This is a genomic window from Arthrobacter woluwensis, assembly GCF_900105345.1.
GTDB lineage: Bacteria > Actinomycetota > Actinomycetes > Actinomycetales > Micrococcaceae > Arthrobacter_E > Arthrobacter_E woluwensis.
Map to the genome: position 1 here is coordinate 2,346,510 of NZ_FNSN01000003.1, position 25,849 is coordinate 2,372,358.

The 25,849-nt window shown below is 68.3% G+C and carries 24 protein-coding genes; 9 read left to right on the forward strand and 15 right to left on the reverse strand.

Annotation, left to right across the window (positions count from 1 at the left end; translation table 11 throughout):
* The first annotated feature begins 58 nt into the window (after positions 1–58).
* Entirely contained in the window at positions 59–1,735 is a 1,677-nt protein-coding gene (locus BLV63_RS11400) for a beta-N-acetylhexosaminidase (RefSeq protein ID WP_066212839.1), read from the forward strand.
* A gap of 3 nt (positions 1,736–1,738) precedes the next feature.
* Here BLV63_RS11400 and BLV63_RS11405 read toward each other — a convergent pair whose 3' ends face one another.
* Both BLV63_RS11405 and BLV63_RS11410 read right to left on the reverse strand, forming a co-directional pair.
* Positions 1,739–2,113 (reverse strand): GntR family transcriptional regulator, encoded by a 375-nt coding sequence (locus BLV63_RS11405; RefSeq protein ID WP_066212841.1) that lies wholly within the window; start codon positions 2,111–2,113, stop codon positions 1,739–1,741.
* Positions 2,110–2,925, reverse strand: a complete 816-nt coding sequence (locus tag BLV63_RS11410) for a trans-aconitate 2-methyltransferase (protein WP_139244678.1) — start codon at positions 2,923–2,925, stop codon at positions 2,110–2,112. Before BLV63_RS11410 ends, BLV63_RS11405 begins: the two co-directional genes overlap by 4 nt.
* A 194-nt stretch (positions 2,926–3,119) precedes the next feature.
* Between BLV63_RS11410 and BLV63_RS11415 the strand changes: the two genes are divergently transcribed.
* The 3 genes from BLV63_RS11415 to BLV63_RS11425 are packed head-to-tail and all read left to right on the forward strand — an operon-like array spanning position 3,120 to position 7,502.
* On the forward strand, positions 3,120–5,645 hold the full coding sequence (locus BLV63_RS11415; RefSeq protein WP_066212843.1) for a DEAD/DEAH box helicase: 2,526 nt from the start codon (positions 3,120–3,122) through the stop codon (positions 5,643–5,645).
* Between the two features lie 31 nt (positions 5,646–5,676).
* On the forward strand, positions 5,677–6,180 hold the full coding sequence (locus BLV63_RS11420; protein WP_066212846.1) for a GNAT family N-acetyltransferase: 504 nt from the start codon (positions 5,677–5,679) through the stop codon (positions 6,178–6,180).
* Positions 6,177–7,502 carry an alpha/beta fold hydrolase gene (locus tag BLV63_RS11425; RefSeq protein WP_066212849.1) on the forward strand — a complete coding sequence of 442 codons (1,326 nt, stop codon included), beginning with the start codon at positions 6,177–6,179 and terminating at the stop codon, positions 7,500–7,502. Before BLV63_RS11420 ends, BLV63_RS11425 begins: the two co-directional genes overlap by 4 nt.
* Positions 7,503–7,657: 155 nt before the next feature.
* Here BLV63_RS11425 and BLV63_RS11430 read toward each other — a convergent pair whose 3' ends face one another.
* The 3 genes from BLV63_RS11430 to coaE all read right to left on the reverse strand — a co-directional run bounded on the left by BLV63_RS11430 (position 7,658) and on the right by coaE (position 11,729).
* Entirely contained in the window at positions 7,658–8,785 is a 1,128-nt protein-coding gene (locus tag BLV63_RS11430) for a TerC family protein (RefSeq protein WP_082724079.1), read from the reverse strand.
* A 230-nt stretch (positions 8,786–9,015) separates the two neighbouring features.
* Entirely contained in the window at positions 9,016–11,112 is a 2,097-nt protein-coding gene (gene uvrB / locus BLV63_RS11435; protein ID WP_066212852.1) for an excinuclease ABC subunit UvrB, read from the reverse strand.
* Between the two features lie 20 nt (positions 11,113–11,132).
* Entirely contained in the window at positions 11,133–11,729 is a 597-nt protein-coding gene (gene coaE, locus BLV63_RS11440; RefSeq protein WP_066212855.1) for a dephospho-CoA kinase, read from the reverse strand.
* A gap of 192 nt (positions 11,730–11,921) precedes the next feature.
* Here coaE and BLV63_RS11445 point away from each other — a divergent pair, with 192 nt between their 5' ends.
* The 3 genes from BLV63_RS11445 to BLV63_RS11455 all read left to right on the forward strand — a co-directional run bounded on the left by BLV63_RS11445 (position 11,922) and on the right by BLV63_RS11455 (position 14,761).
* The gene (locus BLV63_RS11445) at positions 11,922–12,614 is read left to right on the forward strand and encodes an IMPACT family protein (RefSeq protein WP_066213141.1); all 693 of its coding nucleotides are present in this window, start codon (positions 11,922–11,924) and stop codon (positions 12,612–12,614) included.
* Positions 12,615–12,754: 140 nt separating this feature from the next.
* On the forward strand, positions 12,755–14,260 hold the full coding sequence (locus BLV63_RS11450; RefSeq protein ID WP_066212858.1) for a S8 family peptidase: 1,506 nt from the start codon (positions 12,755–12,757) through the stop codon (positions 14,258–14,260).
* Between the two features lie 102 nt (positions 14,261–14,362).
* Positions 14,363–14,761 carry a RidA family protein gene (locus BLV63_RS11455; protein ID WP_066212861.1) on the forward strand — a complete coding sequence of 133 codons (399 nt, stop codon included), beginning with the start codon at positions 14,363–14,365 and terminating at the stop codon, positions 14,759–14,761.
* Positions 14,762–14,800: 39 nt separating this feature from the next.
* Here BLV63_RS11455 and BLV63_RS11460 read toward each other — a convergent pair whose 3' ends face one another.
* From BLV63_RS11460 to BLV63_RS11495, 8 genes are all read right to left on the reverse strand, one after another.
* Positions 14,801–15,199, reverse strand: coding sequence for a hypothetical protein (locus tag BLV63_RS11460; protein WP_066212866.1), 399 nt, complete (start codon positions 15,197–15,199; stop codon positions 14,801–14,803).
* Between the two features lie 194 nt (positions 15,200–15,393).
* Positions 15,394–16,863, reverse strand: a complete 1,470-nt coding sequence (gene rpsA, locus BLV63_RS11465) for a 30S ribosomal protein S1 (protein ID WP_066212868.1) — start codon at positions 16,861–16,863, stop codon at positions 15,394–15,396.
* A gap of 127 nt (positions 16,864–16,990) precedes the next feature.
* Positions 16,991–17,968 (reverse strand): polysaccharide deacetylase family protein, encoded by a 978-nt coding sequence (locus BLV63_RS11470; RefSeq protein WP_066212870.1) that lies wholly within the window; start codon positions 17,966–17,968, stop codon positions 16,991–16,993.
* A 70-nt stretch (positions 17,969–18,038) separates the two neighbouring features.
* Positions 18,039–19,346 carry a GNAT family N-acetyltransferase gene (locus tag BLV63_RS11475; RefSeq protein ID WP_066212872.1) on the reverse strand — a complete coding sequence of 436 codons (1,308 nt, stop codon included), beginning with the start codon at positions 19,344–19,346 and terminating at the stop codon, positions 18,039–18,041.
* A 93-nt stretch (positions 19,347–19,439) separates the two neighbouring features.
* Complete coding sequence (locus BLV63_RS11480; protein WP_066212877.1) at positions 19,440–20,210, reverse strand: lipoate--protein ligase family protein; 771 nt, start codon at positions 20,208–20,210, stop codon at positions 19,440–19,442.
* Positions 20,207–21,022, reverse strand: a complete 816-nt coding sequence (locus BLV63_RS11485) for a thioesterase family protein (protein ID WP_066212879.1) — start codon at positions 21,020–21,022, stop codon at positions 20,207–20,209. The genes BLV63_RS11480 and BLV63_RS11485 overlap by 4 nt, the downstream gene beginning before the upstream one ends.
* A 54-nt stretch (positions 21,023–21,076) precedes the next feature.
* On the reverse strand, positions 21,077–21,580 hold the full coding sequence (locus tag BLV63_RS11490) for a DedA family protein (protein ID WP_066212881.1): 504 nt from the start codon (positions 21,578–21,580) through the stop codon (positions 21,077–21,079).
* A 74-nt stretch (positions 21,581–21,654) separates the two neighbouring features.
* A complete protein-coding gene (locus BLV63_RS11495; protein WP_066212883.1) occupies positions 21,655–22,422 on the reverse strand; it encodes an alpha/beta fold hydrolase in 768 nt (255 codons plus the stop codon).
* Positions 22,423–22,593: 171 nt separating this feature from the next.
* Between BLV63_RS11495 and BLV63_RS11500 the strand changes: the two genes are divergently transcribed.
* Together BLV63_RS11500 and BLV63_RS11505 are read left to right on the forward strand one after the other, a co-directional pair.
* Positions 22,594–22,851, forward strand: a complete 258-nt coding sequence (locus BLV63_RS11500; RefSeq protein WP_066212886.1) for a mycoredoxin — start codon at positions 22,594–22,596, stop codon at positions 22,849–22,851.
* Positions 22,852–22,937: 86 nt separating this feature from the next.
* Complete coding sequence (locus tag BLV63_RS11505; protein ID WP_082724080.1) at positions 22,938–24,062, forward strand: transglycosylase domain-containing protein; 1,125 nt, start codon at positions 22,938–22,940, stop codon at positions 24,060–24,062.
* A 24-nt stretch (positions 24,063–24,086) separates the two neighbouring features.
* Here BLV63_RS11505 and BLV63_RS11510 read toward each other — a convergent pair whose 3' ends face one another.
* Both BLV63_RS11510 and BLV63_RS11515 read right to left on the reverse strand, forming a co-directional pair.
* Positions 24,087–24,341, reverse strand: coding sequence for a hypothetical protein (locus BLV63_RS11510; RefSeq protein WP_074784254.1), 255 nt, complete (start codon positions 24,339–24,341; stop codon positions 24,087–24,089).
* Positions 24,342–24,397: 56 nt separating this feature from the next.
* Positions 24,398–25,819, reverse strand: a complete 1,422-nt coding sequence (locus tag BLV63_RS11515; protein WP_066212894.1) for an MFS transporter — start codon at positions 25,817–25,819, stop codon at positions 24,398–24,400.
* Between the last annotated feature and the right edge of the window lie 30 nt (positions 25,820–25,849).

Sequence of the window (25,849 nt, forward strand, 5' to 3'; positions counted from 1 at the left end):
CGGCCTCGTGTGGCAGGCTGGTGTCCATCCAGACCCCCTACTCGCGAAGAGGTTCTCCATGCGCATTCCCCCGCTGGTCCCGGCTCCGGAGTCCCTGGAACTCCTGTCCGGGCACCTGCCCGTCCCCGCCCGGCTCGCCTTCGCCACGGACCTTCAGACCGACGATCCGGGCTGGGCCCTGCTGCGCCATCAGGCGGAGGACTGGCTCGGGGTCCGGCTGGACGACGCGGATCCCGAAGACGCCCTGCTGCTCGTGAGCGCCGACCCGTCTTTGACCCCCGGCGCGTACCGGCTGGACATCGACGAACTCATCCGCGTGGAGGCCGCCGACCTGGACGGCGTGCGCCATGCCTGGCAGACGCTCCGTCAGCTCAGCGGGCCCGAGGCCTTCGTGCCGCAGGGGTCGGCCCGCCGTCGTGCGCATGGACGCACCGTGCACTCGCTCCCCCGCCTCCGGGTGGCCGACGCGCCCCGCTTCGCGCATCGTGGCGTCCTGCTCGATGTGGCCCGCCACTTCATGCCCTTCAGCGAGCTCCTGCGGTTCATCGACCTGCTCGCCGCGCACAAGCTCAACGTCCTGCACCTCCACCTGAGTGACGACCAGGGGTGGCGTTTCGAGGTCAAGGCCTTCCCCCGGCTCACCGAGGTGGCGTCCTGGCGTCGGGACACCCCCGTCGCCTATGACACCCCGGATCTGAAACACGCTCTCATGGCAGGGCATCCGCATGGCGGCTTCTACACGCAGTCGCAGCTCCGCGAGGCCGTCGCCTACGCGGCGGAGCGTGGCATCACGATCGTTCCGGAGATCGACCTGCCCGGTCACAGCGTCGCCGCGATCGCCGCATACCCGTTCCTCGGCGTCGGCTCACCCGACGTCGAGGTGAGCACCCGCTGGGGCGTCAGCGACTGCATCCTCGACCCCTCCGAACGGACCCTCGACTTCTACCGGACCGTGCTCGATGAGCTGGTCTCGGTCTTCCCGTCGCCCACCATCCACCTGGGCGGCGACGAGGTGCCGTACACGCGCTGGGAGGAATCGCCGGAGATCGTCGCCCGCGCGCAGGAGCTCGGGCTCGCGTCCGTCGCCTCCCTGCACGGCTGGTTCCTGGGACGTCTCGCCGATCACCTGGCCGGCCACGGCCGACAGACCGGCGTGTGGCACGAGGCGATCGGCGAGGCCCTGCCGCAGAGTGCGATCGTCAACGCCTGGCTGGGAGTGGACACGGTGGAACTCAGTCTCGAACGGGGTCATCGGACCGTGATCTCCCAGCACGAGTTCACGTACCTGGACTACCGGGAAAGCGACCATCCCGATGAACCGAGCGCCTTCTGGCCGGTGCTGCCACTCGACAAGGTGCACGGCTTCGACCCCGTTCCCGACCGGATCGCAGCCCTCGAGCGCGACCACGGCGGCGCGGTGGCCGGGGTTCAGGCCCAGCTCTGGAGCGAATACCTGGTGGATCAGAGGATCCGCGACTTCCATGCGTTCCCGCGCCTCTGCGCGTTCTCCGAGGTGGCGTGGTGCACCCGGAAACCCGGCTTCGAGGACTTCCTCTCCCGGCTCACCGGCGATCCGGAGATCCCCGGCCACCTCGCGCGGCTGAAGGCGGCCGGAGTCGGCTTCCGCCCCCTGGAGGGACCTGAGCCGTGGCGCGCCCGGCCGGATGTGGCCCGTTTCCGCGCGGAGCACGCCCCCGCAGCCCCCGCCGCACCCGACGCGACGCCGGGCGAGTGAGTATCAGGCCTGGTCGCGGTAAGCGGCCGTCAGGAGCCGCACGGCTTCGGCCAGACTGACGCCACTCGTGCGGGCCGCCTCGGCATAGGCCGAGGCGGCGTCGCCCAGGCTCTTCTGACGGTCGTCCCGAGGCAGGACGACGGTGCCGTTGCGGCCTCTCGTCTCCACGATGGACGCGGCTTCCAGCTCCTTGTACGCGCGCGCCACGGTGTGCGGCGCGACGTCGAGTTCCGTGGCCAGCGCCCGCACGGCGGGCAGCCGCTGGCCGGGCGGCAGGCCGCCGTCGTCCACCAGATGGACGATTCTCAGGCGGAGCTGCTCGAAGAGGGGCACGGAGCTGTCGGCCCGCGGACGCCAGGAGCCGGGAAACGCGCTCATGCGTCCACCCCGTCAACAGTCCCGGCCGGAGACTTGCGCGCCACGGTGAACAGGCGCCGGAACGGGAACACCGTTCCGTTTGGAGTGGCCGGGTACGCCTCGTTGAGCATCACCGCGTAGTCCCGCTCGAACGCTTCGGCGTCGGAGGCGTCGAGGGCGCTCAGGACGGGGCGCAGACCGGTGCCGCGCACCCACTCGAGCACCGGGTCTGGACCCTGCAGGAGCTGCTGGTAGCTGGTCTCCCAGGCGTCGGCCTGCCAGCCGGCGTCGAGCGCGATCCTCAGATAGTCGGCCGGTTCCAGCACCGCGTCGCGATGCCGCAGCACCCCGGCGAGCTTCACGGCCCAGGCCGGCGAGTCGGCCAGTTCGCGCATGAGCACATGGGACGGCGCCCCGAAGTTGCCCGGCACCTGGAACGCGAACCACGATCCCTCCGCCATGGCGTCCAGCCAGGAGGGAAGCAGCCGCTCGTGCCCGGGCACCCACTGCAGCGCCGCATTCGAGACGACGACGTCGGCGTCGCCGGGCATCCAGCTCGCGATGTCCCCGAGCTCGAAGCGGAGGTTGGGGAACCGTCCAGCGTGGACGGCGGCCCGGTCGAGCATCGCCTGAGAGGAATCCACCCCGACCACCTGGGCCTCCGGCCAGCGTGCGGCGAGCGTCGCCGTCAGATTGCCGGGGCCGCACCCGAGGTCGACCACGAGGCGAGGCGACTCGGCGTGGATTCTCTGCGTGAGATCGAAGAAGGGCCGGTCCCGGTAGTCGCCGAATTTCACGTACGTCGCGGGGTCCCATTCCACGCTCGGGTGCATCGCTTCTCCTTCGCCGAAGAGCACGCCGGACCGGCGTGAGGCAACTCTCAGTGCGAGAGTACCCCACCCGTTGTGTGCTCAGTTGTTGCGGGTGTGGGCGCACGACACCCGCAACAACTGAGCACACAACGACGAGGAGGCTCCCCACCCTCGCTCCGCGTCGGGCGGGGCCCCTCGCCCGCTAGGCTGGGACGGTGAAGCTCCTTGACAGTCTCCCCTCCACCGGCCGCCTGACCGATGACGACGCGTACACGGCTTTCGTCGAGTGGGTCGAGTCGCGGGGGCTGTCCCTCTACCCCGCGCAGGACGAGGCGGCCCTGGAGCTGGCGGGCGGCGCGAACGTCATCCTCGCCACCCCCACCGGGTCCGGCAAGTCGATGGTCGCCATCGCCGCGCACTTCTACGCGATGTCCCGCGGTGAACGCAGCTACTACACCGCCCCGATCAAGGCCCTGGTCTCCGAGAAGTTCTTCGCGCTCTGCGACATCTTCGGCGCGGAGAACGTCGGCATGGTCACGGGCGACTCCTCCGTGAATGCCGACGCGCCCATCATCTGCTGCACCGCCGAGATCCTGGCCAACGTCGCGCTCCGCGAAGGCTCAGAAGCCGAGCTCGGCGCCGTGATCATGGACGAGTTCCACTTCTACTCGGACCCTCAGCGCGGCTGGGCCTGGCAGGTCCCTCTCCTGGAGCTGCCCCAGGCGCAGTTCCTCCTCATGTCCGCGACGCTCGGCGACGTCACGCGCTTCGAGAAGGGACTCACCGACCTCACCGGGCGCGCCTCGGTGACCGTGAGCTCCGCCGAGCGGCCCATCCCGCTGCACTTCTACTACGGCATGAAACCCATGGCCGAAACCCTGGAAGAGCTGCTGGAGACCCGTCAGGTCCCCGTCTACGTGGTGCACTTCAGCCAGCTGGAGGCCATCGAGCGCGCGCAGAGCCTCATGAGCGTCAACATGTGCACGCGCGAGGAGAAGGACAAGATCGCCGAGCTCATCGCGGGATTCCGGTTCTCCGCGGGCTTCGGCAAGACCTTGAACCGGCTGGTCCGGCACGGGATCGGCGTGCACCACGCCGGAATGCTGCCCAAGTACCGCCGCCTGGTGGAGCAGCTCGCCCAGGCGGGTCTGCTGAAGGTCATCTGCGGCACGGACACGCTCGGCGTCGGCATCAATGTGCCCATCCGCACCGTGGTGCTCACGGCGCTCAGCAAGTTCGACGGCGTGCGCACCCGCCTGCTCAACGCGCGCGAGTTCCACCAGATCGCGGGCCGTGCGGGTCGTGCCGGCTTCGACACCGCCGGGACGGTGGTGGTTCAGGCGCCGGAGCACACGATCGAGAACGCCAAGGCGATGGCCAAAGCCGTGGCGAAGTTCGGCGAAGATCAGAAGAAGCTCCGCCAGGTGGTCAAGAAGAAGCCGCCGGAGGGGTTCGTCTCCTGGGGCGAGCCGACCTTCCAGCGCCTGGTCGCTTCCGTCCCGGAGCCGCTCTCCTCCAGTTTCACCATCACCCATGCGATGCTGCTCAACCTGCTGGAACGTCCGGGCGACCCGTTCGCGGCCACGCGGCACCTGCTGGAGGCGAACCACGAGCCTCGCGGCCGGCAGTTGGAGCTCATGCGGAAGTCGCTCGGCATCTACCGCGAACTGCTCGCCGCGGACGTCGTCGAGCGGATCCCCGAGGCCGAACGCGGACCGGACGGACGTTCGGTCCGGCTCACGGTCCACCTGCAGGACAACTTCGCCCTCAACCAGCCGCTCTCCCCCTTCGCGCTGGCCGCGCTGGACCTCCTGGACCCGGAGTCGCCGTCGTACGCCCTGGACGTCGTCTCGGTCATCGAGTCCACGCTCGACAAGCCCCGTCAGATCCTCGCCGCCCAGTTGAAGAAGGCGAAGACGGACGCCGTCGCCGCCATGAAGGCCGAGGGACTGGAGTACGACCAGCGGATGAAGGCCCTTGAGGAGGTCAGCTACCCCCAGCCCCTGGCGGAGCTGCTGCTCGAGGCGTTCGACACGTACCGGCGCGCGGCCCCCTGGGTCGGGGACTTCGAGCTGACTCCGAAGTCGGTGGTCCGCGACATGTACGAACGAGCCATGAGTTTCGGCGAGTTCGTGCAGTACTACGGTCTCGCACGCAGCGAGGGCATCGTGCTGCGGTACCTCAGTGACGCCATCAAGGCCCTGCGCCAGACGGTCCCCGCCGACGCCTTGCGGGAGGATCTCGAAGACCTCATCGCCTGGCTCGGCGAGCTCGTGCGACAGGTCGACTCGAGCCTCCTGGACGAGTGGGAGGAACTGAGCAACCCCCACGATCACACCGAGGATCCGCTCCTGCCGCCCGCGCCGCCCCGTCTGACCGACAATGTGCGCGCGTTCCGGGTCATGGTCCGCAATGAGATGTTCCGGCGCGTGGAAATGTTCGCGGACGAGGACTCGCACGCCCTGGCTGAGCTCGACGGCGACGCCGGCTGGCACTCCGACCGCTGGGAGGACGCCCTGGACGACTACTTCGACGAGCACGACGACATCAGCACGGGCGCCGATGCCCGCGGCCCACAACTGCTCCTCATCACCGAGCACCGGGATCGCTGGGACGTCCGCCAGATCTTCGCCGACCCTGCGGGCAATCATGACTGGGGCATCTCCGCGGTCGTGGACCTGGCGGCCTCGGATGAAGCCGGCAGCGCCGTGATCAAGGTCGTGGACGTGAACCGGCTCTGAGCGGTCCGGCGGCCCGGCTAAGCTGAAATCCATGAGCCGCATCAGAGAAGCCACCCGTGCAGACGTCCGCGACATCCACCAGATGATCGTGGACCTGGCCGTTTACGAGAAGGAACCGGACGCCGTCCGCAATACGCCGGAGGAGCTGGAGAAGCACCTCTTCGACGGCCACCCCGCCATCTATGCCGCCATCGCGGAGGACGACCTCGGCCGGACCCGCGGTTTCGCGCTCTGGTTCCTGAACTACTCCACGTGGGAGGGCGTCCACGGCATCTACCTGGAGGACCTTTACGTGAAGCCGGAGGCCCGCGGTGAGGGCCACGGCAAGGCCCTCCTGACCCACCTGGCCTCGCTCGCCGTGGACCGCGGCTACGCGCGGGTGGAGTGGAGCGTGCTGGACTGGAACGAGCCGTCCATCCGCTTCTACCGTTCGCTGGGCGCCGTGCCCATGGACGGCTGGTCGACCTTCCGCCTCAGCGGTGACGCGCTGCAGGCCGTCGGGACCGGTGAGGGCGCGCCGGCGGTGACCGCATGACACCCGTCGCCGATCACCGTGAAGGGGCTGTCCACGAATTCCGCGGTGTCCGCACGGCGGACCACTTCTTCACCGTGCCGCTGCGGCCGGCCGAGCTCGAGGGCGAGACCCTGGAGGTCTTCGCCCGCGAGTACGGTCCGTCCGGTCTGAAGGATGAGCAGCGGGACGGCCTTCCCTGGCTGCTCTTCTTCCAGGGTGGTCCCGGCTTCCCGGGCAACCGCTGGACGGCCCTGAGCGGCTGGGCGAAGGCGGCCACCGAGCACTTCCGCGTCCTCATGCTGGACCAGCGCGGCACAGGCCTCTCCTCTCCGGTGGAGGCGTCAACGCTCGCCGCCCGCGGTGATGCGGCGGCTCAGGCGGAGTACCTGACCCATTTCCGCCATGACTCCATCGTGGCGGACGCCGAGGCGATCCGTGGGGCGCTCGGCGTCGAGCGCTGGAGCATCTTCGGCCAGAGCTTCGGCGGCTGGTGCTCCCTGGCGTACCTCTCGCTCGCTCCGGCGGCGCTCCGCGAGGTGCTCATCACCGGCGGCCTCGCACCGCTGCAGGGTTCACCGGACCGGGTCTACCGCGCGACCTACTCCCGGATGGAGGCCCGGAACCGTGAGTACTTCGGCTGGTACCCCGAGGACCGCGCCCTGGTGAACAGGATCGCCGCGCATCTCCGCGAGGTCCCGGAGTTCCTGCCTCGCGGTGACCGGCTCACCGTGGAGCGCTTCCAGATGCTCGGCATGTACCTGGGCGGCAACACCCGGGTCGATTCCCTGCACTACCTCCTGGAGAAGGCCTTCATTCAGACCCCCGAGGGGGAACGGCTCTCCCAGTGGTTCCTGGCCCAGCTGCCGGCCTACCTGGACTTCGCCCCGAACCCGCTGTACGCAGTGATCCACGAGTCGATCTACGCGCAGGAGGCGGCGACGGACTGGTCCTCCTGGCGGGTGCTGCAGGAGTTCCCGCAGTTCTCCCCCGAGGCTGAGGACGTCCTGCTCACGGGCGAGATGATCCAGCCGTGGCTGTTCGAGCAGGATCCGACCCTGCGGCCCCTGACCGATGTCGCGGAGCTCCTGGCCGCCAAACAGGACTGGCCGCGCGTCTTCGATCTGGACGTGCTCGCCACCAACACGGTCCCCGTGGCGGCTGCCGTCTACGCGGATGACGTCTTCGTGGACCGGGACCTCTCCCTCGAAACCGCCTCGTCAGTCCGCGGGCTGCAGACCTGGGTCACCCCGGACTTCCACCATGACGGGATCGCCGACGACGGCGAGGCCATCTTCCGCCGCCTCCTCGCCATGGCGCGGGGCGGGGACTTCCCGGAAGCCTGACACCCTCTCCCCTGGACACGACGACGCCGGGCGGCAGCTCTCGCTGCCGCCCGGCGTCGTCGTTCAGGTGTTCTGTGCTTTAGGCACTCAATGCTTCAGGCGCTCAGTGCTTCAGGCGCTCCGGAGTTCACGCGCGCTGTCGCTCAGAAGCCTTGTCAGCGCTGCTCAGGCGTCTTGCCGGGCTCCACCGACTCAGCTGCCTCAGCCTGCGCCTGTGCCTGCGCTTCGGCTTCGCGACGGGCCACGACCTCCTGCTGGTGCGCCACGCGCTCGGCCGTGCGGCTGATCTGGTGCTCGGTCGCCTCGCGGCCTTCGCGCTTCTTCGAGACCGCCAGGCTGGCGACCACGGCCAGGACGATGGTGCCGAGGATGAAGATCAACGAGAACGACGTGGGGATGTCCGGGGCCCACTCGATGTGCTGGCCACCGTTGATGAACGGCAGTTCGTTCTCGTGCATGGCGTGGAAGATCAGCTTGAAGCCGATGAAGGCCAGGATGATCGACAACGCGTGCTTGAGGTAGATGAGCCGCTCCATGAGACCGCCCAGCAGGAAGTACAGCTGACGCAGGCCCATGAGCGCGAAGATGTTGGCCGTGAACACGATGAACGGGCTCTTCGTCAGGCCGAAGATCGCGGGGATGGAGTCCAGGGCGAAGATCAAGTCGGTCATGCCGAGGGTCAGGAAGACCAGGAGCATCGGGGTGAAGAGACGCTTGCCGTTGATCTTGACGGTGGCCTTGCCGCCGTTGAACTCGTTGTGCATCGGGAGGATCTTGGAGAACCAGCGGACGAGGCGGTTGTCGCCGCCGTCCTCATCATCCTCACTGTCGTCCTTGGCCTGGTTGTAGGCGGTCCAGAGGAGGAAGGCGCCGAAGATGTAGAACACCCAGGAGAACTGCTCGATGATCACGGCGCCCAGCAGGATGAAGATGCCACGCAGGACGAGCGCGATGATGATGCCCACCATGAGGGCTTCCTGCTGGTACTTCCGGGGCACCGAGAAGCGCGCCATGATGATGATGAAGACGAACAGGTTGTCGATGCTCAGGCTGTATTCGGTGACCCAGCCGGCCACGAATTGACTGCCGTACTCGGCGCCGGTGAACGCGAACATCAGTCCGGCGAACACCAGGGCGAGCGTGACGTAGAAGCCGACCCAGAGGCCGGCCTCCTTCATGGAGGGTTCGTGGGGCCGCTTGAGGACCATCAGGAGATCGACGAGGAGGACGATGCCGAGGACCACGAAGGATCCGACCTCAAACCAGAGGGGAAGTTCAGGCACGGGAGACCTTTCAGAGGGTATGGACCATTGCCATAAGTCTCTCCGGGCCTGACGAACAGGACCTGCCCAGCCCGGCGAAGCGCCATTGCCTCACGTGTTGACGGACTGAGCACACGGGATACTCCCCTACTCGGGAATCATTCTATCCCACGGGGCGGCCCCGGCGGGACAGCCTCTTCACGGCCAGCCCTCCAGGTCCCTCCCGACATCCCCTGCCTCACCGGATCCGCCTACGCGTGACCCGCCGCCTGCATCTGCCGCAGTTCCTTCTTCAGCTCGCCCACCTCGTCACGGAGCCGGGCAGCAAGCTCGAACTGCAGCTCGGCCGCGGCCGCGTGCATCTGCTCGGTCATCTGCTCGATCAGGCCCACCAGCTCGGTGGCGGGCGCGGCCGCCAGGCCGTCCCTCCGCACCGTGGCACTCGCCTTCTCCGCGGCCGCCTTGGAACCCTTGCCGTTGCGCTTGGCGCCGGCCAGCAGCTCCTGGGTGTCCGCATCCTCACGCGCCAGCTGATCCGTGATGTCCGCGATCTTCTTCCGCAGAGGCTGCGGGTCGACGCCGTGCTCCTTGTTGTACGCGACCTGGATCTCACGGCGCCGGTTGGTCTCCTCGATGGCCAGGGCCATCGAATCCGTGATCCGGTCCGCGTACATGTGGACCTGACCCGAGACGTTACGGGCCGCACGGCCGATGGTCTGGATGAGCGACGTCGACGAGCGCAGGAAACCTTCCTTGTCCGCATCCAGGATCGCGACCAGGGAGACCTCGGGGAGGTCGAGGCCCTCACGGAGCAGGTTGATGCCGACGAGCACGTCGAACGTTCCCAGACGCAGCTCCCGCAGCAGCTCCACACGGCGCAGCGTGTCCACATCCGAGTGGAGGTACTGGACCTTCACCCCGTGGCTGAGCAGATACTCGGTGAGATCCTCGGCCATGCGCTTCGTCAGCGTGGTCACCAGGACACGCTCGTCCTTCTCCACGCGCGTGCGGATCTCCCCCAGGAGATCGTCGATCTGGCCCTTGGTGGGCTTCACCACGATCTCGGGGTCCACCAGACCGGTCGGACGGATGATCTGCTGCACCACGCCGTCGGACTTGCCGAGTTCGTACTTGCCCGGGGTGGCGGAGAGGTAGACGGTCTGCCCGACGCGTTCCAGGAACTCGTCCCACTTCAGAGGCCGGTTGTCCATCGCCGACGGCAGACGGAAGCCGTGCTCCACCAGAGTCCGCTTCCGGCTCGCGTCGCCTTCGTACATGGCGCCGATCTGCGGGACCGTGACGTGGGATTCATCGATCACAAGCAAGAAGTCGTCCGGAAAGTAGTCCAGGAGACAGTGCGGGGCCGAACCCGCCTCGCGGCCGTCGATGTGACGGGAGTAGTTCTCGATGCCGTTGCAGAAACCCATCTGCTGCATCATCTCGAGGTCGTACGTGGTGCGCATGCGCAGACGCTGAGCCTCCACGAGCTTGTTCTGCGCTTCGAAGGTGGACAGCCGCGAGGCGAGCTCGTCCTCGATCGTCTTGATGGCGCGGGACATCCGCTCCGGACCTGCCACGTAGTGCGACGCCGGGAAGACGTACATCTCGTTCTCTTCGCGGACGATCTCGCCGGTCACGGGATGCAGGGTGTAGATGTTCTCCACCTCATCGCCGAAGAACTCGATCCGCAGGGCGAGCTCTTCATACATGGGGATGATCTCGACGGTGTCGCCGCGCACCCGGAAGGTTCCGCGATGGAAATCGATGTCATTGCGGGCGTACTGCATGGCGACGAAGCGCCGGAGCAGATCGTCCCGGTTGATCTGCATGCCCTTGCGCAGGGTGACCATGCCGGCGATGTACTCCTCCGGCGTGCCCAGACCGTAGATGCAGGACACCGTCGCCACCACGACCACGTCGCGGCGAGTCAGCAGCGCGTTCGTGGCGGAGTGGCGGAGCCGCTCCACCTCCTCGTTGATGGAGGAGTCCTTTTCGATGAAGGTGTCCGTCTGCGGGACGTAGGCCTCGGGCTGGTAGTAGTCGTAGTACGACACGAAGTACTCGACGGCGTTGTTCGGCAGCAGTTCACGGAACTCGTTGGCGAGCTGCGCGGCCAGCGTCTTGTTCTGCACCAGGACGAGCGTGGGCCGCTGAACCTGTTCGATCAGCCAGGCGGTGGTCGCGCTCTTGCCGGTGCCGGTGGCGCCGAGCAGCACGATGTCCTTCTCACCATTGGTGATGCGTTCCGTCAGCTCCGCAATGGCGGTGGGCTGGTCCCCGGCGGGCTGGTATTCACTGACGACCTCGAAAGGCGCCACGACGCGGTTGATCTCCTGGGCGAGGCTCATAGAACAAATGTACTACTCGCCTACGACACTTTACGGGCCACGTTCTCCCAGAGCGCATCGACCTGTTCCAGCAGCTCCGCCAGACTCCCCGTGTTCTCCAGGATGACGTCAGCGGCGGCGTTGCGTTCCTCCCGTCCGGCCTGAGCGGCGATACGGGCGCGCGCCTCGTCCTCGGACATGCCGCGGAGCTCGACCATGCGTGCCACGCGGACGTCATCGGGAGCGTCCACCACGACGACCAGATCGAAATCATGCTGCTGCCCGGTCTCCACCAGGAGAGGGATGTCCTGCACGACGACGGCGTCCGCCGGCGCCGCTGCCACGATGGCTGCCGCGGCACTCCGGACGAGGGGGTGGACGATGCCGTTCAGCGTCCGGCGCCTGCCCTCGTCGGCGAAGACGATCGCGCCGAGGGCCGGCCGGTCGAGGGAGCCGTCCGGCCGGATCACGCCGTCGCCGAACGCGTCCCGGATCGCGGCCAGTCCCGGCGTGCCCGGCTCCACGACCTCGCGGGCCAGCGCGTCGGCGTCGACCACCACGGCCCCCAGCTCGGCGAGCCGCGCCGTCACGACCGATTTCCCTGAGGCGATCCCGCCGGTCAACCCGATTCTCAGCACAGCTCCACCCTAGCGGCTGCGTCCAGGATCACCGGCGAGGACCGACGCAACGGGCGCAACCCGGCGCAGCCCCGCGCAACCTGGCGCAGACCGGCACAGACCGGCGCAACCCGGCGCGACCGACGAAGCCCGGCACAACCGGCACAGACCGGCGAAGCCCGGCCTCGCAGCGCGGTGCCCGACTACGATGGACTGGTGCCTGAAGCCGAAGACAGCCGCGCGACGCGGTACACGACGCTCGCCGCCGGTCCGGACTTCCGCCATGAGCTCGAGATCAAGCGGTCGCGGTTCATCACGGTGCTCCGCCGCGTGGAGGGCGAGGACGGGGCCCGTGCGCTGATCGCCGAGCTCCGCCGTGAATTCCACGACGCGCGGCACCATTGCAGCGCCTTCATCCTCGGACCCGACCGCATGACGCAGCGCTCGAGTGACGACGGAGAACCGTCCGGCACGGCGGGCCTCCCGATGCTGGAGGCTCTGAACCGCCGGGAGACCGCGAACGGAGTGGCCGATCTGAGCGACGTCTGCGCCGTCGTCGTGCGGTACTTCGGCGGCATCCTGCTGGGCGCCGGCGGACTGGTGCGCGCCTACTCGGACTCCGTGTCCCAGGCCGCCGACCGCGCGCCGTGGGTGAGCCGTCAGCGCCTGCGCCTGGCGGACGTGCCGGTGGGCTTCGCCGACGCCGGCAAGCTCGAAAACGAGATCCGGTCCGCCGGCCTCCACGTCGTCGGCACGGAGTACGGAGCGGGGAACGCCGTCCTGAGGGTCGCCTTCGAGGATGACGCGGCCTCGCTGGAGCGCGTGCAGCGGACCGTCCTCTCCCTCAGTGCGGGCGCTTATGAAGCCCATCCCGGCGGCGCCGAATGGGTCGATCTAACGGGATGATCGGCGACCCATACCGGACTTTTCTGAAATGGATCTTTCAATAGCCATTGAAAACCCTGGGAACGCCGACTAGAAACGAGGGAAGGCACTCGCCTGCAGCCGGCACGTCCGGCCTCCACTCATCGAGAGGACCCTCACCCATGAGGTTGCACACTTTCCGCCGACCGTTGCGTCCCGTCGCCTGCGCCGTCGCGTCGCTCGGCCTGGTTCTGCTCGGCTCCGGGGTCTCCGCCCAGGCCTCCGTGACCGAAGCGTCCACACCCGTCCCGGTGAACCCGCCGGACGGAACCGTCATGAGCTACGTGGTCAACGCGGGGCAGGCCAACCCCGGGCAGACCCGCAAGGTCGAGCAGGCCGTCACGGCCGCGGGTGGCGTCGTCGTCCAGAGCTGGCCCGAGATCGGCGTCGTGATCGCCCAGTCCGACCGTTCCGCCTTCCGCGACCGCGTCAAAGCGGCCGGCAAGAACGCCGTCCAGTCGGTCGGCGCGACCCGGACCGCCGAGGTGACCGACAAGGTCACCGGCCCGCAGGTGCCGTGGGGCCCGGGTGCCTCCGGGTGGAACAAGGGGAAGAACAAGCCCGTCAATGGCGACGAGCCCACCACCCTGGTCCCGGCAGGTCCGGCAGATGCCATGGAATCCCAGCAGTGGGACATGACCCAGATCAAGGCCGATCAGGCGAACAAGGTCACCGACGGCAGCCGCAAGGTGCTGGTGGGCGTGCTGGATTCCGGCATCGATCCCACGCATCCGGACCTCGCCGCCAACATCTCCGTCCCGGACTCGGTGAACTGCACCGCCGGCGGACGCCCCGATCAGACGCCCGGCGGCTGGTACCCGACCACGTCCGACCACGGGACCCACGTGGCCGGCACGATCGCGGCCGCCCGCAACGGCGTGGGCATCGTCGGCGTCGCCCCGAATGTGCGCCTGGCCGCCGTCAAGGTCGTCAGTGACGCCGGATTCATCTACCCCGAATACGCCATCTGCGGGTTCATGTGGGCCGCGCAGCGCGGCATGGATGTCACCAACAACAGCTACTACATCGACCCGTTCGAGTTCTGGTGTGACGACCAGCCCGATCAGGCCGCCGTCCGCGAGTCCGTGGCGCGTGCCGTGAACTGGTCCGTCAAGCGCGGTGTGGTGAGCTCGGCCGCGGCCGGCAACTCGAGCGTCGATTTCACCCTCAACACCCAGGATGACGGCAGCCCCAACGACGCCCCGGCGCCGACACCGCGCACCATCAACCAGGGCTGCAAGGACATCCCGTCCCAGCTGCCCGGCGTCGTGACGGTGTCGTCGATCATGAAGACCGGCCAGCTGTCGTACTTCTCCAACCGTGGGCTCGGCGAGATCGACGTCGCCGCCCCCGGTTCGAGCATCCTGTCCACCATCCCGAAGGGCAAGTACGGACTCAAGAGCGGCACTTCCATGGCCTCCCCGCACGTCGCCGGCGTGCTGGCGCTCATGAAGTCCGCTCATCCGGAGCTGACCCCGGCTCAGATGGTCGCGAAGCTCCGCGCCGATGCCACCCCGACGCCGTGCTCGGCGCCGCAGGCCAATATCGGCCCGGCCTGCACGGGCACCACGGAGCTGAACAGCTACTACGGTTACGGCATCGTGAACGCCCTGAAGGCGGTGCAGTGACGGTCTCCGTCGGTCACTGACGGCACCAGGCCCGGGACCCCCTCTCCCTGGAGGTGGGTCCCGGGCCTCCCCTTTGCCGGCCCCAGGTGACAGGATGTGGCCATGGACATCACCATCCTGCAGCCAGAGGGCCTCGTGAAGAGCCCCGCCTTCAGTCATGTCGCCATCGTTCCGCCCGGAGCGACCACCCTTTACGTCGGCGGCCAGAACGGGGTGGACGAGACCGGCCGCGTCGTCTCCGACGATGCCGCGGAGCAGTCGCTCCGCGCCGTGGAGAATGCCCGGGTCGCCCTGGAGGCGGCCGGCGCCGGGCTGGCCGACGTGGTGCAGTGGACCGTGCTGATTCAGGCCGACGCCGATCTGCGCGCCGCGTATGGCGCGATCGCTCCGCTGCTCGCCCGGGAGGGCGCCCCTCCCCTGGTGACAGCGGCTCTTGTCGCGGGGCTGGGTGTGCCCGGAGCCCTCATCGAAGTCAGTGCGGTGGCCGCCGTCGTGCGGTGAGCACCGGGCGCTGAGGACTGAACACGGTGCGCTGACCGCTCAGCGGTTCGGCACGCTCTGGGTGAAGCGCGGCCCCGACCCGTCCGGGTTCTCCCAGAGCACGGACCCGTCGAGCGGCAGCGGCACGCTGAACGGCGTGCCGAAGTCGCGATGGTAGTCCGCATCGTCGCTGAGGACGACGACGGCGTCGCGGTTCAGTTCGGAGATCACCACGGCGATGGGTTCCGGATGATCCTGCACCTCGAAGCTCCATCGGCGGGCCAGGTAGGACAGCCCCAGCTCCGCCAGGCGTTCCTCGGCCTCCGTGTACTCGGCGGGCTCTCCGTGCGGGCGCCCCAGGAGATCGTAGGGCTGGAACTCCTCCCCCACCATGTCCAGATAACCGACGGTCTCGCCGTCGTCGGGCCGCGTGGCAGGGAACCAGCTGTCAGGGATCATGTCCCCTATTCTCCATCGACTGCTCCACACGATGCGAGAATCCCGTGATTTCGGTGGATTTCCGCATCGTGTGGAGCAGTCGATGCGTGGTTTAAGACAAGATCCGGGGGTTAAGACAAGGAAGGCCGCCACGGTTTCCCGTGGCGGCCTTCCTCACGTGATCAGTTCACCGGAGTGAACGGCTCACGAGGCAATCAGTTGCCGGTCAGCTTCTCGCGCAGAGCGGCGAGAGCCTCGTCGGAAGCCAGGGTGCCGGACTCGGCAGCCGGGGCCTCGGAGGAGTAGCTGGTCGGTGCGGCGTCTGCAGAGCCGGTGGTGGCGGCTGCAGCGTCGTCGGCCAGGTGCTGAGCAACCTGCTTCTTGTGGGACTCCCAACGCGACTGGGCGTCAGCGTACTGCTGCTCCCAAGCGGCGCGCTGGGTCTCGTAGCCCTCAAGCCACTCGTTGGACTCCGGGTCGAAGCCCTCCGGGTACTTGTAGTTGCCCTCTTCGTCGTACTCGGCGGCCATGCCGTACAGCGCCGGGTCGAACTCGGTGCCTTCCGGATCCACGCCCTCGTTCGCCTGCTTGAGGGAGAGGGAGATGCGGCGACGCTCGAGATCGATGTCGATGACCTTGACGAACAGCTCGTCGCCCACGGACACGACCTGCTCGGCGAGGTCCACGTGGCGGACGGCCAGCTCGGAGATGTGCACCAGGCCCTCGATGCCGTCTTCGACGCGAACGAACGCACCGAACGGAACCAGCTTGGTGACCTTACCCGGAACGACCTGGCCCAGCGCGTGAGTGCGGGCGAAGGTCTGCCACGGATCTTCCTGGGTGGCCTTCAGCGACAGGGAGACACGCTCGCGGTCCAGCTCGACGAGCAGAACCTCGACGGTGACCTCCTGGCCGACCTCGACAACCTCGGACGGGTGGTCGATGTGCTTCCAGGACAGTTCGGAGACGTGCACGAGGCCGTCGACGCCACCCAGGTCCACGAAGGCACCGAAGTTGACGATGGAGGACACGACGCCCGTACGGACCTGGCCCTTCTCGAGCTTGTTGAGGAAGGTGGAGCGGACCTCGGACTGAGTCTGCTCGAGCCAGGCACGGCGGGACAGGACCACGTTGTTGCGGTTCTTGTCGAGCTCGATGATCTTGGCTTCGATCTGCTGACCGATGTACGGAGCCAGGTCGCGGACGCGACGCATCTCCACGAGGGATGCCGGGAGGAAGCCACGGAGGCCGATGTCCAGGATGAGACCACCCTTGACCACCTCGATGACGGTACCGGTGACGACACCGTCCTCTTCCTTGATCTTCTCGATGTCGCCCCAGGCACGCTCGTACTGTGCGCGCTTCTTGGAGAGGATGAGGCGGCCTTCCTTGTCCTCCTTGGTGAGAACGAGGGCTTCGACCTCATCGCCAACAGCGACGACGTCACCGGGGTCGACGTCGTGCTTGATGGAGAGTTCGCGGGAGGGGATGACACCTTCGGTCTTGTATCCGATGTCAAGAAGGACCTCATCGCGGTCGACCTTGACGACAGTGCCTTCGACGAGATCGCCATCGTTGAAGTACTTGATGGTGGCGTCGACGGCGGCGAGGAAATCCTCTTCGGACCCGATGTCGTTCACTGCGACGACGGGGGTACCGGACTTCTCGGTAGAGGTGATGGTCATGTAGTAGGGGCTCCGATGTGGATAGTTAGTCGGTCAGGCAGATCCGCCACGCTCAGGGCGCGGACACGAGGACCATCCTGATGTGTTGGATTGATTCGCGCGTACGCGTAACGCACGCCCTACTAGTTTACCGTCCCGCGGCAACGCCGGTCAAAGCCGCTTTCCCGAGCCCGAACACCGTGCTCAGATGTGCGAAGTGAAGACCCCGCCCCAGCATCCCGGGAAGGCCCGCCACGTACCCCTCACCCGTGCCTGACCTGGGCTGATTGAAGTGCGAGATCACGACGTCACCGGCCTTCACCTCCGCCAACTGACCGGCGACCATCTGCGGCGTGAAGGTGGCGCCGCCGTCGGCGTTCACGGAGAAATTGGCGGGCAGCAGGCCGCAGCGCCGCACCATGGCGGCCGAGACCTCGTCATGGTGAGCGGTGCCCGGACGGAAAGCGAGCGGTGCGCGGCCGGTCAGCGCGGAGAGGCCCTCCTGATTGCCCATGACCTCGTCGTACGCCTCACCCAGATTGGCCGTCCCCGGGATCCCATAGGCGCTGCGGCCGTTGACCGAGAGAGGGCTGTGGTGCACGCCGTGATTGGCGATCTCGAACAACGGATCCGTGGCGAGTTCCCGCAGGAGTCCGGGATTCCTCCGGGCCCAGCGCAGATTGATGAAGAGGGTGGCAGGGACCTGGTGTCGGCGGAGCGAGCGGATGAGCTTCCGGTCGAAACCCGAACCGCCCGGGCCGCCGCACGCGTCGAACGTCAGCGCGACCGAGCGGCTGCGGCTGCCCAGCGCCACGCCGGTCACGTCCAGCCCCCATTGCCGAGGGGTCCGGCGTCCGAATTCGGCCAGGACCTCCCGGCGGCTCACCACGGGCACGACGGGCGGAGTGGGCTGCGGCGGCGCGACGCCGGCGCCCGGCGTCGCGACGGGCAGCGCACCGCCTGTGGCGCCCGCCGCGCCGCGCGGCGACGTCTCGGGGGCGTCCCCCGCGTCGCAGGCCACGAGGCCGAGTCCGAGGGAGGCGGCAATGCCCAGGAACAGGGCACGACGACCGGGATCCGCAGGCCCGCCCCCGAGCCCTTCCCGGAGATGACGCGGGGAATACACGGCCTCAGTGTAGTCAGGGAATCCTGACGAATCACTGTAAAACGACTCTGTCTCGGACGAGTCGTCCTGCTCAGAAGTGCGTGTGACAGTGCACCGGACGCTCGGGGGTCAGGAAGAGCCCCAGCCGCTCCACCGCACCCGGGACGTGCTCCTCGATCCGGCCGGCCTCCGCCAGCGTCGCCGCAGGGACTCCGCCGAGGTAGACCGAGCTCAGCTCCGCGACGCCCAGGGTGAGCTCCACGGTGGCGTCGTCCACGTCGTCGTCCTCGACCTCCGTCACGGTGGCTGTCCCGCCGACCACCACCACGCGGTAGGTCCCGCCCACGAGATCCAGAGGGTCCTCGACCCGGAGCACGAGGCTGCCGTCCAGCGGGTAGCGCTTCGCCTCGAGCGCGGTCTTCACGTCGAGCAGGCGGAGCCACAGCATGTCCCGCGGCTCCTTGGCCTCCACGCAGCGGGGGTCCTCGAGTGCCCATTCGAGCGCGTCCTGCGCCGGCGCGGACTCCACCTCGATGCGCTCCACGAGATCAAGGCTCGCCAGGAAGGCCCACAGCCCCAGATGGGCTTCCGGGGTGGCCGCCACGAAGTCGACGACGGTCATCGTGTAGGGCTCGGTGTTCCAGCCTTTGAAGCGGTAGGAGACGTAGCCGTCCGGGGTGCCGTCGGCGTCGTAATGCAGGGCGGCCCGCAGGTCCTTGCTCTCCTCGCCCTTCTCGTCCATGAAGCCCGAGGCGAGCATCGGGTAGAAGCGGGCACGGCCGATGGAACCCGGCGTCGCGGCGTGGAAGCGGTCGAAGATGCCCTCGGCGAGCTCCAGCAGATTGCGCGGATCGGTCAGTTCCACCCGGCCGGCCGGCGCCTGACGGAGCCGGAAGCGCGAGGTGACGTCCACGGTGAGCGACCGTTCATAGGTGGCGACACCGAAGCCGAAGCGGCCGTAGATCCCGCCCTCGGAGGCGGTCAGCGCCGCGATGGCCAGGCCGTTCTCCTGCGCGCGGCGCAGGTCCTCGGTCATGAGCCGGGTCAGCAGGCCCTTCCGGCGGTGGGTGGGCCGGACGGTGACGGCCGTGATGAGGTGCGCCGGGATCTCCTGGCCGCGGCCCACGTTGAGGTTCTTGGTGAAGGTTCCGAAAGTCGCCACGGGCGATTCGGCGGCCAGTCCGTACTCCGGAGTGGACTCCTGGTACACGCCGGTGAGGACCCGGTTGTCGTGACGGGCGTTGCGCAGGATCTTGGCGATCAGATCGTCGCCCGGCATCGAGTCGTGGAACCCGAGCTTGACGGCTTTGCACCACTCGGCGAAGCGGGAGGTCTGGTCTTCTGGAAGGGTGGCGGCGTCAAAGCTCTGGACAGTGTATTCCCCGGTCAACTGCGTCATGACCTGAGCCTATCGTGGACCCTCGCCGATTTCGAGGGATCCTGAAAGGAGCCTTTGACATGCCACCTGCGGACCGCCCCCGGGCGACCGGCCTCAGTCTCCGAGGAGGCTCTCCAGGGTGGCGCGGGCCAGCGGCGTCTCCTGGGAGTAGCGGGCGACGACCGCGCCCATGACGTCCTCCACCCGGAGATCCGGCGACAGATCCTGGACGCTCCCCGCCGTCGCGGGACTCCACTCGAGGCCGAGCGCGGCATACGAGTCGGTCAGGACGTCCCGCAGCGGACCGGAGTCCTCCACCACGATCACCGAACTGAAGAGCCAGGCGCCCGAGACCACGCGCTGCGCCGTGCCGATGAGCTTGACCTGGTGCGAGGGGAACACCGGGTCGTCACCGTGCACGCTGAACTCCCCGGGGCAGTACTCCCCCGGGATCTCTCCGACGGCGGCCAGCACGCCCAGCGACCGCAGGGACTCGGCGAGCAGCTCCCCGTAATGCGAGAACCTCGCCTTCGCTCCGGCGATCGCATCCGCGCGCGGCTCGATGTGGTCGACCACGAGGCATCCACGGTGATAGGCGGCGGCACGGCCGCCCGCTTTGCGGATCAGGGGTTCGAAGCCCCGGTCGCGGCAGGCCTGCGCCGCGGCGTCGAAGCCGGGCAGCTTGGCGTCCCGCTGTCCGAACGCGACGGTCGGCTCCGGCCGGTACAGCCGCAGGGTGGGTCCGATCAGCCCGTCCTGGGCACGACGGAGCAGACGGAGTGCCAGGTCCAGGTCCTCGGCCGGCCCGAGGGTGCGCTCCTGATGCACCACGGTCAGGGGCGCGACGGTCAGCGGCGCGACGGCGGCCGCGTGCCGACCGGTCATCCCACGGCCCGGATGGTGAGGATCTGCTCGGCCCTGCCGAACGGGCCGTGGAGGTCATGCAGGACCGTGGACGTCAGACCGATCCCGTCCGTGCCGAACGACACGGAGTTGTCCAGGCCGAGCCACGTGCCGGAGGGTTGACGGTACAGGTGGATCTGGAGGTCCGTGTTCGGCCAGGCATAGCCACCGGGCCCGGGCTTCTCACGTGCCGCGATGCCGTTGGTGGTGTCCACGAGCCCCATGAGACGGATCCACTCGGGCGTCTCCTCGCCCTCGATGAGCGGGTGCCGGGTCGAGACCCAGACACAGCCGTTGCCGCGCCGGTGGTGGCGTGCCACCCGCACGTCGAGGGAGGCGATGTAACCGCCCGGCCAGAGCGAGGCGACATCGAACGGGTCGCATTCCTCGAGCGGCGGCATCGGTTCGTCCTCGACCGCGGCGATGGCCGAGGTGTCGGTCATGATCAGGCGCCAGGCGGACGCACGGATCGCCACGCGCTCCACGCCCTTGGCGTCGGGCGCGAGCAGTTCGGCCTGGACCAGCTCGATGGTCTTGCCGGGCCGGATCGTCTCGCACCGGATGGAGAACTCGCCACCGGGGATGAGGCCGAGGATCTCAAAGGAGAGCCGGGCCATCCGCAGCTCGGGCCGGGGATCATGCTGCGCCAGTTCGTGGACCATGAGCCCACTGGCCGGGGCCATGTGCTGCTCGTGGGGATTCCAGGCGCCCTGCGCATGGATCGTGGACTGGTATCGACCGTCGCCGAGCGGGACGTAGTAGGAGTCCCCTCCGGCCAGTTCGGGCAGGTTCACACCGCGTCCTTCCTCGCTGGAGCCCAGCGCGTGGAGGTGGACTCGCCGAGGCGGTCAGGGCTTGACGTCGGCATCCACCGGGGTGACGGCCGCGCGCAGGCTGCGTCGCCGTCGTCGTACAAGTACCAACGCTACAACGGCCAGGACCACGAGTGCCGCTGCGACCCAGGCCCACGGCGAGCCCGCCATGAGACCCAGCCAGGTGTCGATCAGCGCGAGGATGGCGGTCGCGTACAGGAGGGCCCAGATGATCGAGCCCAGGGTGACGGCGGGAAGGTAGCGCTTGAGGGGCATGCGCCCCGCGCCGGCGGTGAAGTTCACCGCGGTCTGGATGCCGATCGTGAGGAAGGAGACGACGACGGCGCCCGGCCCCCACTTCGCGATCCAGCGTTTGGCGGTGCCCGCCTCGGCTCCGCTCAGGCGATGCGCGAGCCTGGTCTTCTCCAGCCCGTTGACCGCGCCGCGCCCGATCCAGTACGTGGCGTTGGCGCGGCACATGACGATCACGAACAGCACCGGGAACGCCACGTGGAACGGGAGATTGAGGAGGAAGTCCATCCCTTCCAGTGTGACGCATCGGCCTCCTCAGGGATGGTGACGATGCGTCAGCAAACAGGATGGTTCCGCGCGGGTCAGCCGAGCAGGAACGCCCTCATCTGCGGCACGAGCGCGGCCGGGTCCGAATTGTGCGTCTGCCCCGGGATGGCCAGCGCCTTGCCGTCGGTGACCGCGGCTGCCACGGCCTCGGCCGACGTCTCGGCCCACTGCGGGCTGTCACCGCCGTACAGCGAGAGCACGGGCACCTCGACGCGGGCGAGCTCCTCGATCGGCACCGAGCTGTCGCCGACGATCTGCAGATCGTAGGTGACGGTGTGACCCAGCGCCTCGAGCCCTGCCCAGAACGGCATCTGCCGCATCGACGGGTCCCAGGGCGCGCCGACGTGCCGGATGAAGTTCTCCACCGCGTCACCGGGACGGCCCGCAGCAGCCGCCTCGCGCTGCTGCTCCGCGAAGGCACGCCAGTCCGTGGTCTGTTCGGTCAGAAACGGGGGTTCATAGGTGACGACGCGGCGCGCCGGAAGCCCGTCCGCGACGGCGAGGAGGGTCAGGATGGCGCCCGACGAGTGCCCGTACACGGAGACCGGCCCGTCGAACTCCGCGGCGACGGCCTTCAGATCCTCGATCTCGCGTTCCGTGGACCACGGCTGGGTGTCACCCGACTCGCCGCGGCCACGGCGGTCGTAGCGGACCACGGTGAAAGCGTCCTCCAAGAGCGGGACGTAGCCCGCCGCAGAGTTCCTCTCATTGAGGGCGCCACCCACGATGAGGAGCGGATGCCCGCTCCCCTGGGCTTCGTACGCGATCCGGGTGCCATCGGCTGAAGTGACGAAGGAGGTCATGTCACTTGTCTACCCGCATCGGGGTCCGATGTCACCCCCGGTCGTCTCACCCGCGCCATCCGCCCTCGCCCTGGGAAGAAAGCCGGACCCCGTACTGTTGTGGTCTGCAGAAACTCAGATCCAGACCCGATCAAGCACAGACCCGATCAAGCACAGACCCGAGAGGAACCCGTGGACTTCACCCCCGAATCCGGCAGCATCACCATGTTCTCCACCGAATGGTGCGGCTACTGCAAGCGCCTGAAGAAGCAGCTCGACGCCCAGGGCATCGGCTACCAGGAGATCAACATCGAAGAGGTCCCCGGCACGGCTGAGCTGGTGGAACAGCTCAACAGCGGCAACCGCACCGTGCCGACGGTGCTCTTCCCGGACGGCTCCGCCGCCACGAACCCGAGCGCGGCCGAAGTCAAGGAACGCCTCGGGGTCTGACAGCCCAGGTGTGCGGAGGGGGCTCTGACAGCCCGGCGTGACCCTGCTGTCAGAGCCCTTCAAGAAAGCTCCTCTACACTCCAGCCATGCGCTCCGAACCACCGAACCACTCCTGGCAGGCCGCGCGCACCGGGCGGATCGAAGCCCAGCGGGGCCTTCCGCCCGAAGACCAGGGCGACTACGGACACCCGGGAGCGCCGGAGCCGCAGGGGGCCTGGCCGGACGAGACTGCACCGGCCCGCGGCCGCCGTCCACGCCGCGACAAGCGGCCACGCGGCGTCGTCCCGGCCTCTGCATCAGCCCCCGCCCCTGCCCCACGGTCCCGTCCGGCCGGCAGGGATCAGCAGCCGGCAGCATCGGCTTCGGCCCCACCCGCCACGCCACGCCGCCGCCGGAAGATCCTGAAGCGCGTCACGGTGAGTGTCGCGGTGCTCCTGGTGGTGCAGTTCCTGTCGGTCCTCAGTTACAACTGGTTCACTCCGCCACGGACGTCATACATGTTCCAGAGTGGCGAGCCGATCGTGTACCAGTACGTCTCGATCGACCACATCAGCCGCTTCACCCTCGCCGCGACGATCGCCCACGAGGACGAACAGCTCGGCACCCGTGTCGGCGCCTTCACCTGGGAGGAACTGACCCAGCGGGCCGAGGCCTGGCAGAAGGGCGAGAAGGACCCCAGCGGGTCGACCATCCCCCAGCAATTGGTCAAGAACATCTACCTCTGGCCCAGCCAGGACCCCGTGCGCAAGGGCCTGGAGGCCGGCCTCGCCACGGAGATGAGCCTGACGGTTCCGGCCAAACGGGTCCTGGAGCTCTATCTGAACTACGCCCAGTTCGCTCCCAAGCTGTATGGGATCTGTGCCGCGAGCTGGTACTACTTCAACTCCCCGCCCTGGGCCATGACCGAGCACCAGGCGGGCCAGCTCATGGGCGTCCTGCCGTTGCCGGAACGCGTCCGCAGAGCACCGGAAGGCGGCATCGACCTCGGCCCCAGCGCCGACCCGCTCGCCTGGGACCTGATCAACGGCGCGGCCAACGTCTGGGTGCCACGCCAGATCGAGGGCATGGGCGGCTGGCAGGCGACCGTGGCGACCGTCGGCATCACCGATCTGGCCAGCGACCACGCGGCGGACCGGAACTCGGGCGACTCCTGCTCCACGATGCCGGCCGCGGTGTCCAAGCGCATCGCGGAGGACGCCGCCGGCACGTGACCCCCGGGGTCGCTCAGCCCCGGCTCAGTCCTGGCGTCCTTGAAGAACCTCCCGACCGGGGCGGGGAGCCCGGAGCGAGATGAGGATCGCAGCGAGGGGTCCCAGCACCGGGAACATCAGCACCGCGAGGGCCAGCACCAGCCGGTACGCCGGAGTGAGCGGCTTCCTGACCAGGAGCAGGATCCACGCCACGATGGCCAGCACCACTATGACCGCGCCGATGATCATGACACCCGCTTCCCACCCGGTGGGCACGAGCGGATTGGGTGACTCTTGCATGGGCCTGCCTTCTGTCGGGATGCGAGGACCCCTTCAGCCTAACCGGGAGTGCCCTCTCAGCCGTCCGCGGCTCGTGTCACACCGCCCGAGATCCGGAACGACGGCCGGTATCCCTGCAGTTGCACCTGGAGCCGGAGCTTCCCTTGCCGCGCCAGGACCACCGAGACGACGGCCGCCGCCACGGCGGGCACCACTCCCGAAACGAACAGCGAGACGTGAGGTCCGAAGTGCTCGGCGAGAGAGCCCATCATCGGACCGCCGAGGGCCTGCCCGCCCATGAGCACCACGAGGTAGAGGCTCATCACACGGCCCCGGATGGCAGTGTTGGAACTCGTCTGCACGAGCTGGTTGGCGGCGGTCAGGAAGAGCAGCGAACAGAATCCGGTGCACACCATGAGGACGCAGAACGCCGCCAGTCCCGGCACCAGGGAGGCGATGCAGAGCATGACCCCGTAGGCTCCCGCGGCGAACACCGCGGAGCGGACCTGGAGCCTGCGGCGCCGGGTCGAGGTGACGGCGCCCAGGAGCGCACCCAGCGCGAGCATGGCGTTCAGCAGGCCGTAGCCTCCGGCGCCGACGTCGTACACCCGGTCCGCGAAGGCCGCGAGCTGGACCGGGAGGCTGAGCGCGAACAGCGACACGAAGGCCGCCATCAGCCAGGGCCAGCGGATGGTGGGCTTGCGGAGCGCGTACTGGACCGCCTGACGCACCATGCCCTTCTGGCGGGGCGCCGGAGCACTGACGTGCAGTCGGTCGCGGTTCATGGCCGTGAGGCTCAGCACCGTGCAGCAGCACGCCAGCGCGTTGATCGCGAACGCCCAGCCGGCGCCGACGGCGTTGAGCAGCACCCCGGCGAGGAACGGCCCGATCAGACCGCCGAGCTGGAAGACGGTCGAGTTGACGCTGATGGCGTTCCGGAGGTGCTCGGGCCCCACCAGTTCGTTGACGAACACCTGGCGGGCCGGCTGGTCGAGGACCGTCACCAGGCCGAGAATCAGCGCGATCAGATAGCAGTGCCACACCTCGATGCGGCCGCTGAGCGCCAGGACGGCGAGGCTCGCGGCCAGCAGCGCCGCCGCGCTCTGGGTCGCGATGAGGATCCGCCGCTTGGGCAGGCGGTCCGTCAGGGCTCCGCCCCAGGGTCCCAGCACGAGCGATGGAAGGAACTGCAGCGCCGCGGTCACACCGACCGCCGTCACCGAGCCGGACAGCTGAAGGACCAGCCAGTCCTGGGCGATGCGCTGCATCCAGACCGCGATGACCGCCACGAAATGGCCGGCGGTGAAGATCCTGAAATTAGGGATGGAGAGGGAGTTGAACGTCTGCCGCCACGGCAGCTTTTCGGCGACGACGGCGAGGGGCTGGGTCGCGGGGTGGAGGGTCTGGGAGGCGGCGGCTGGGGAGGCGGCGGACTGACTGGATACTGGGCTGGCGGTCGGGGAAACGGTGGGCGGCACGGGGGCCGGTGGGGGCGTCACGGAAGTCCTCGGTTCAGGTTCTCGGGGTGT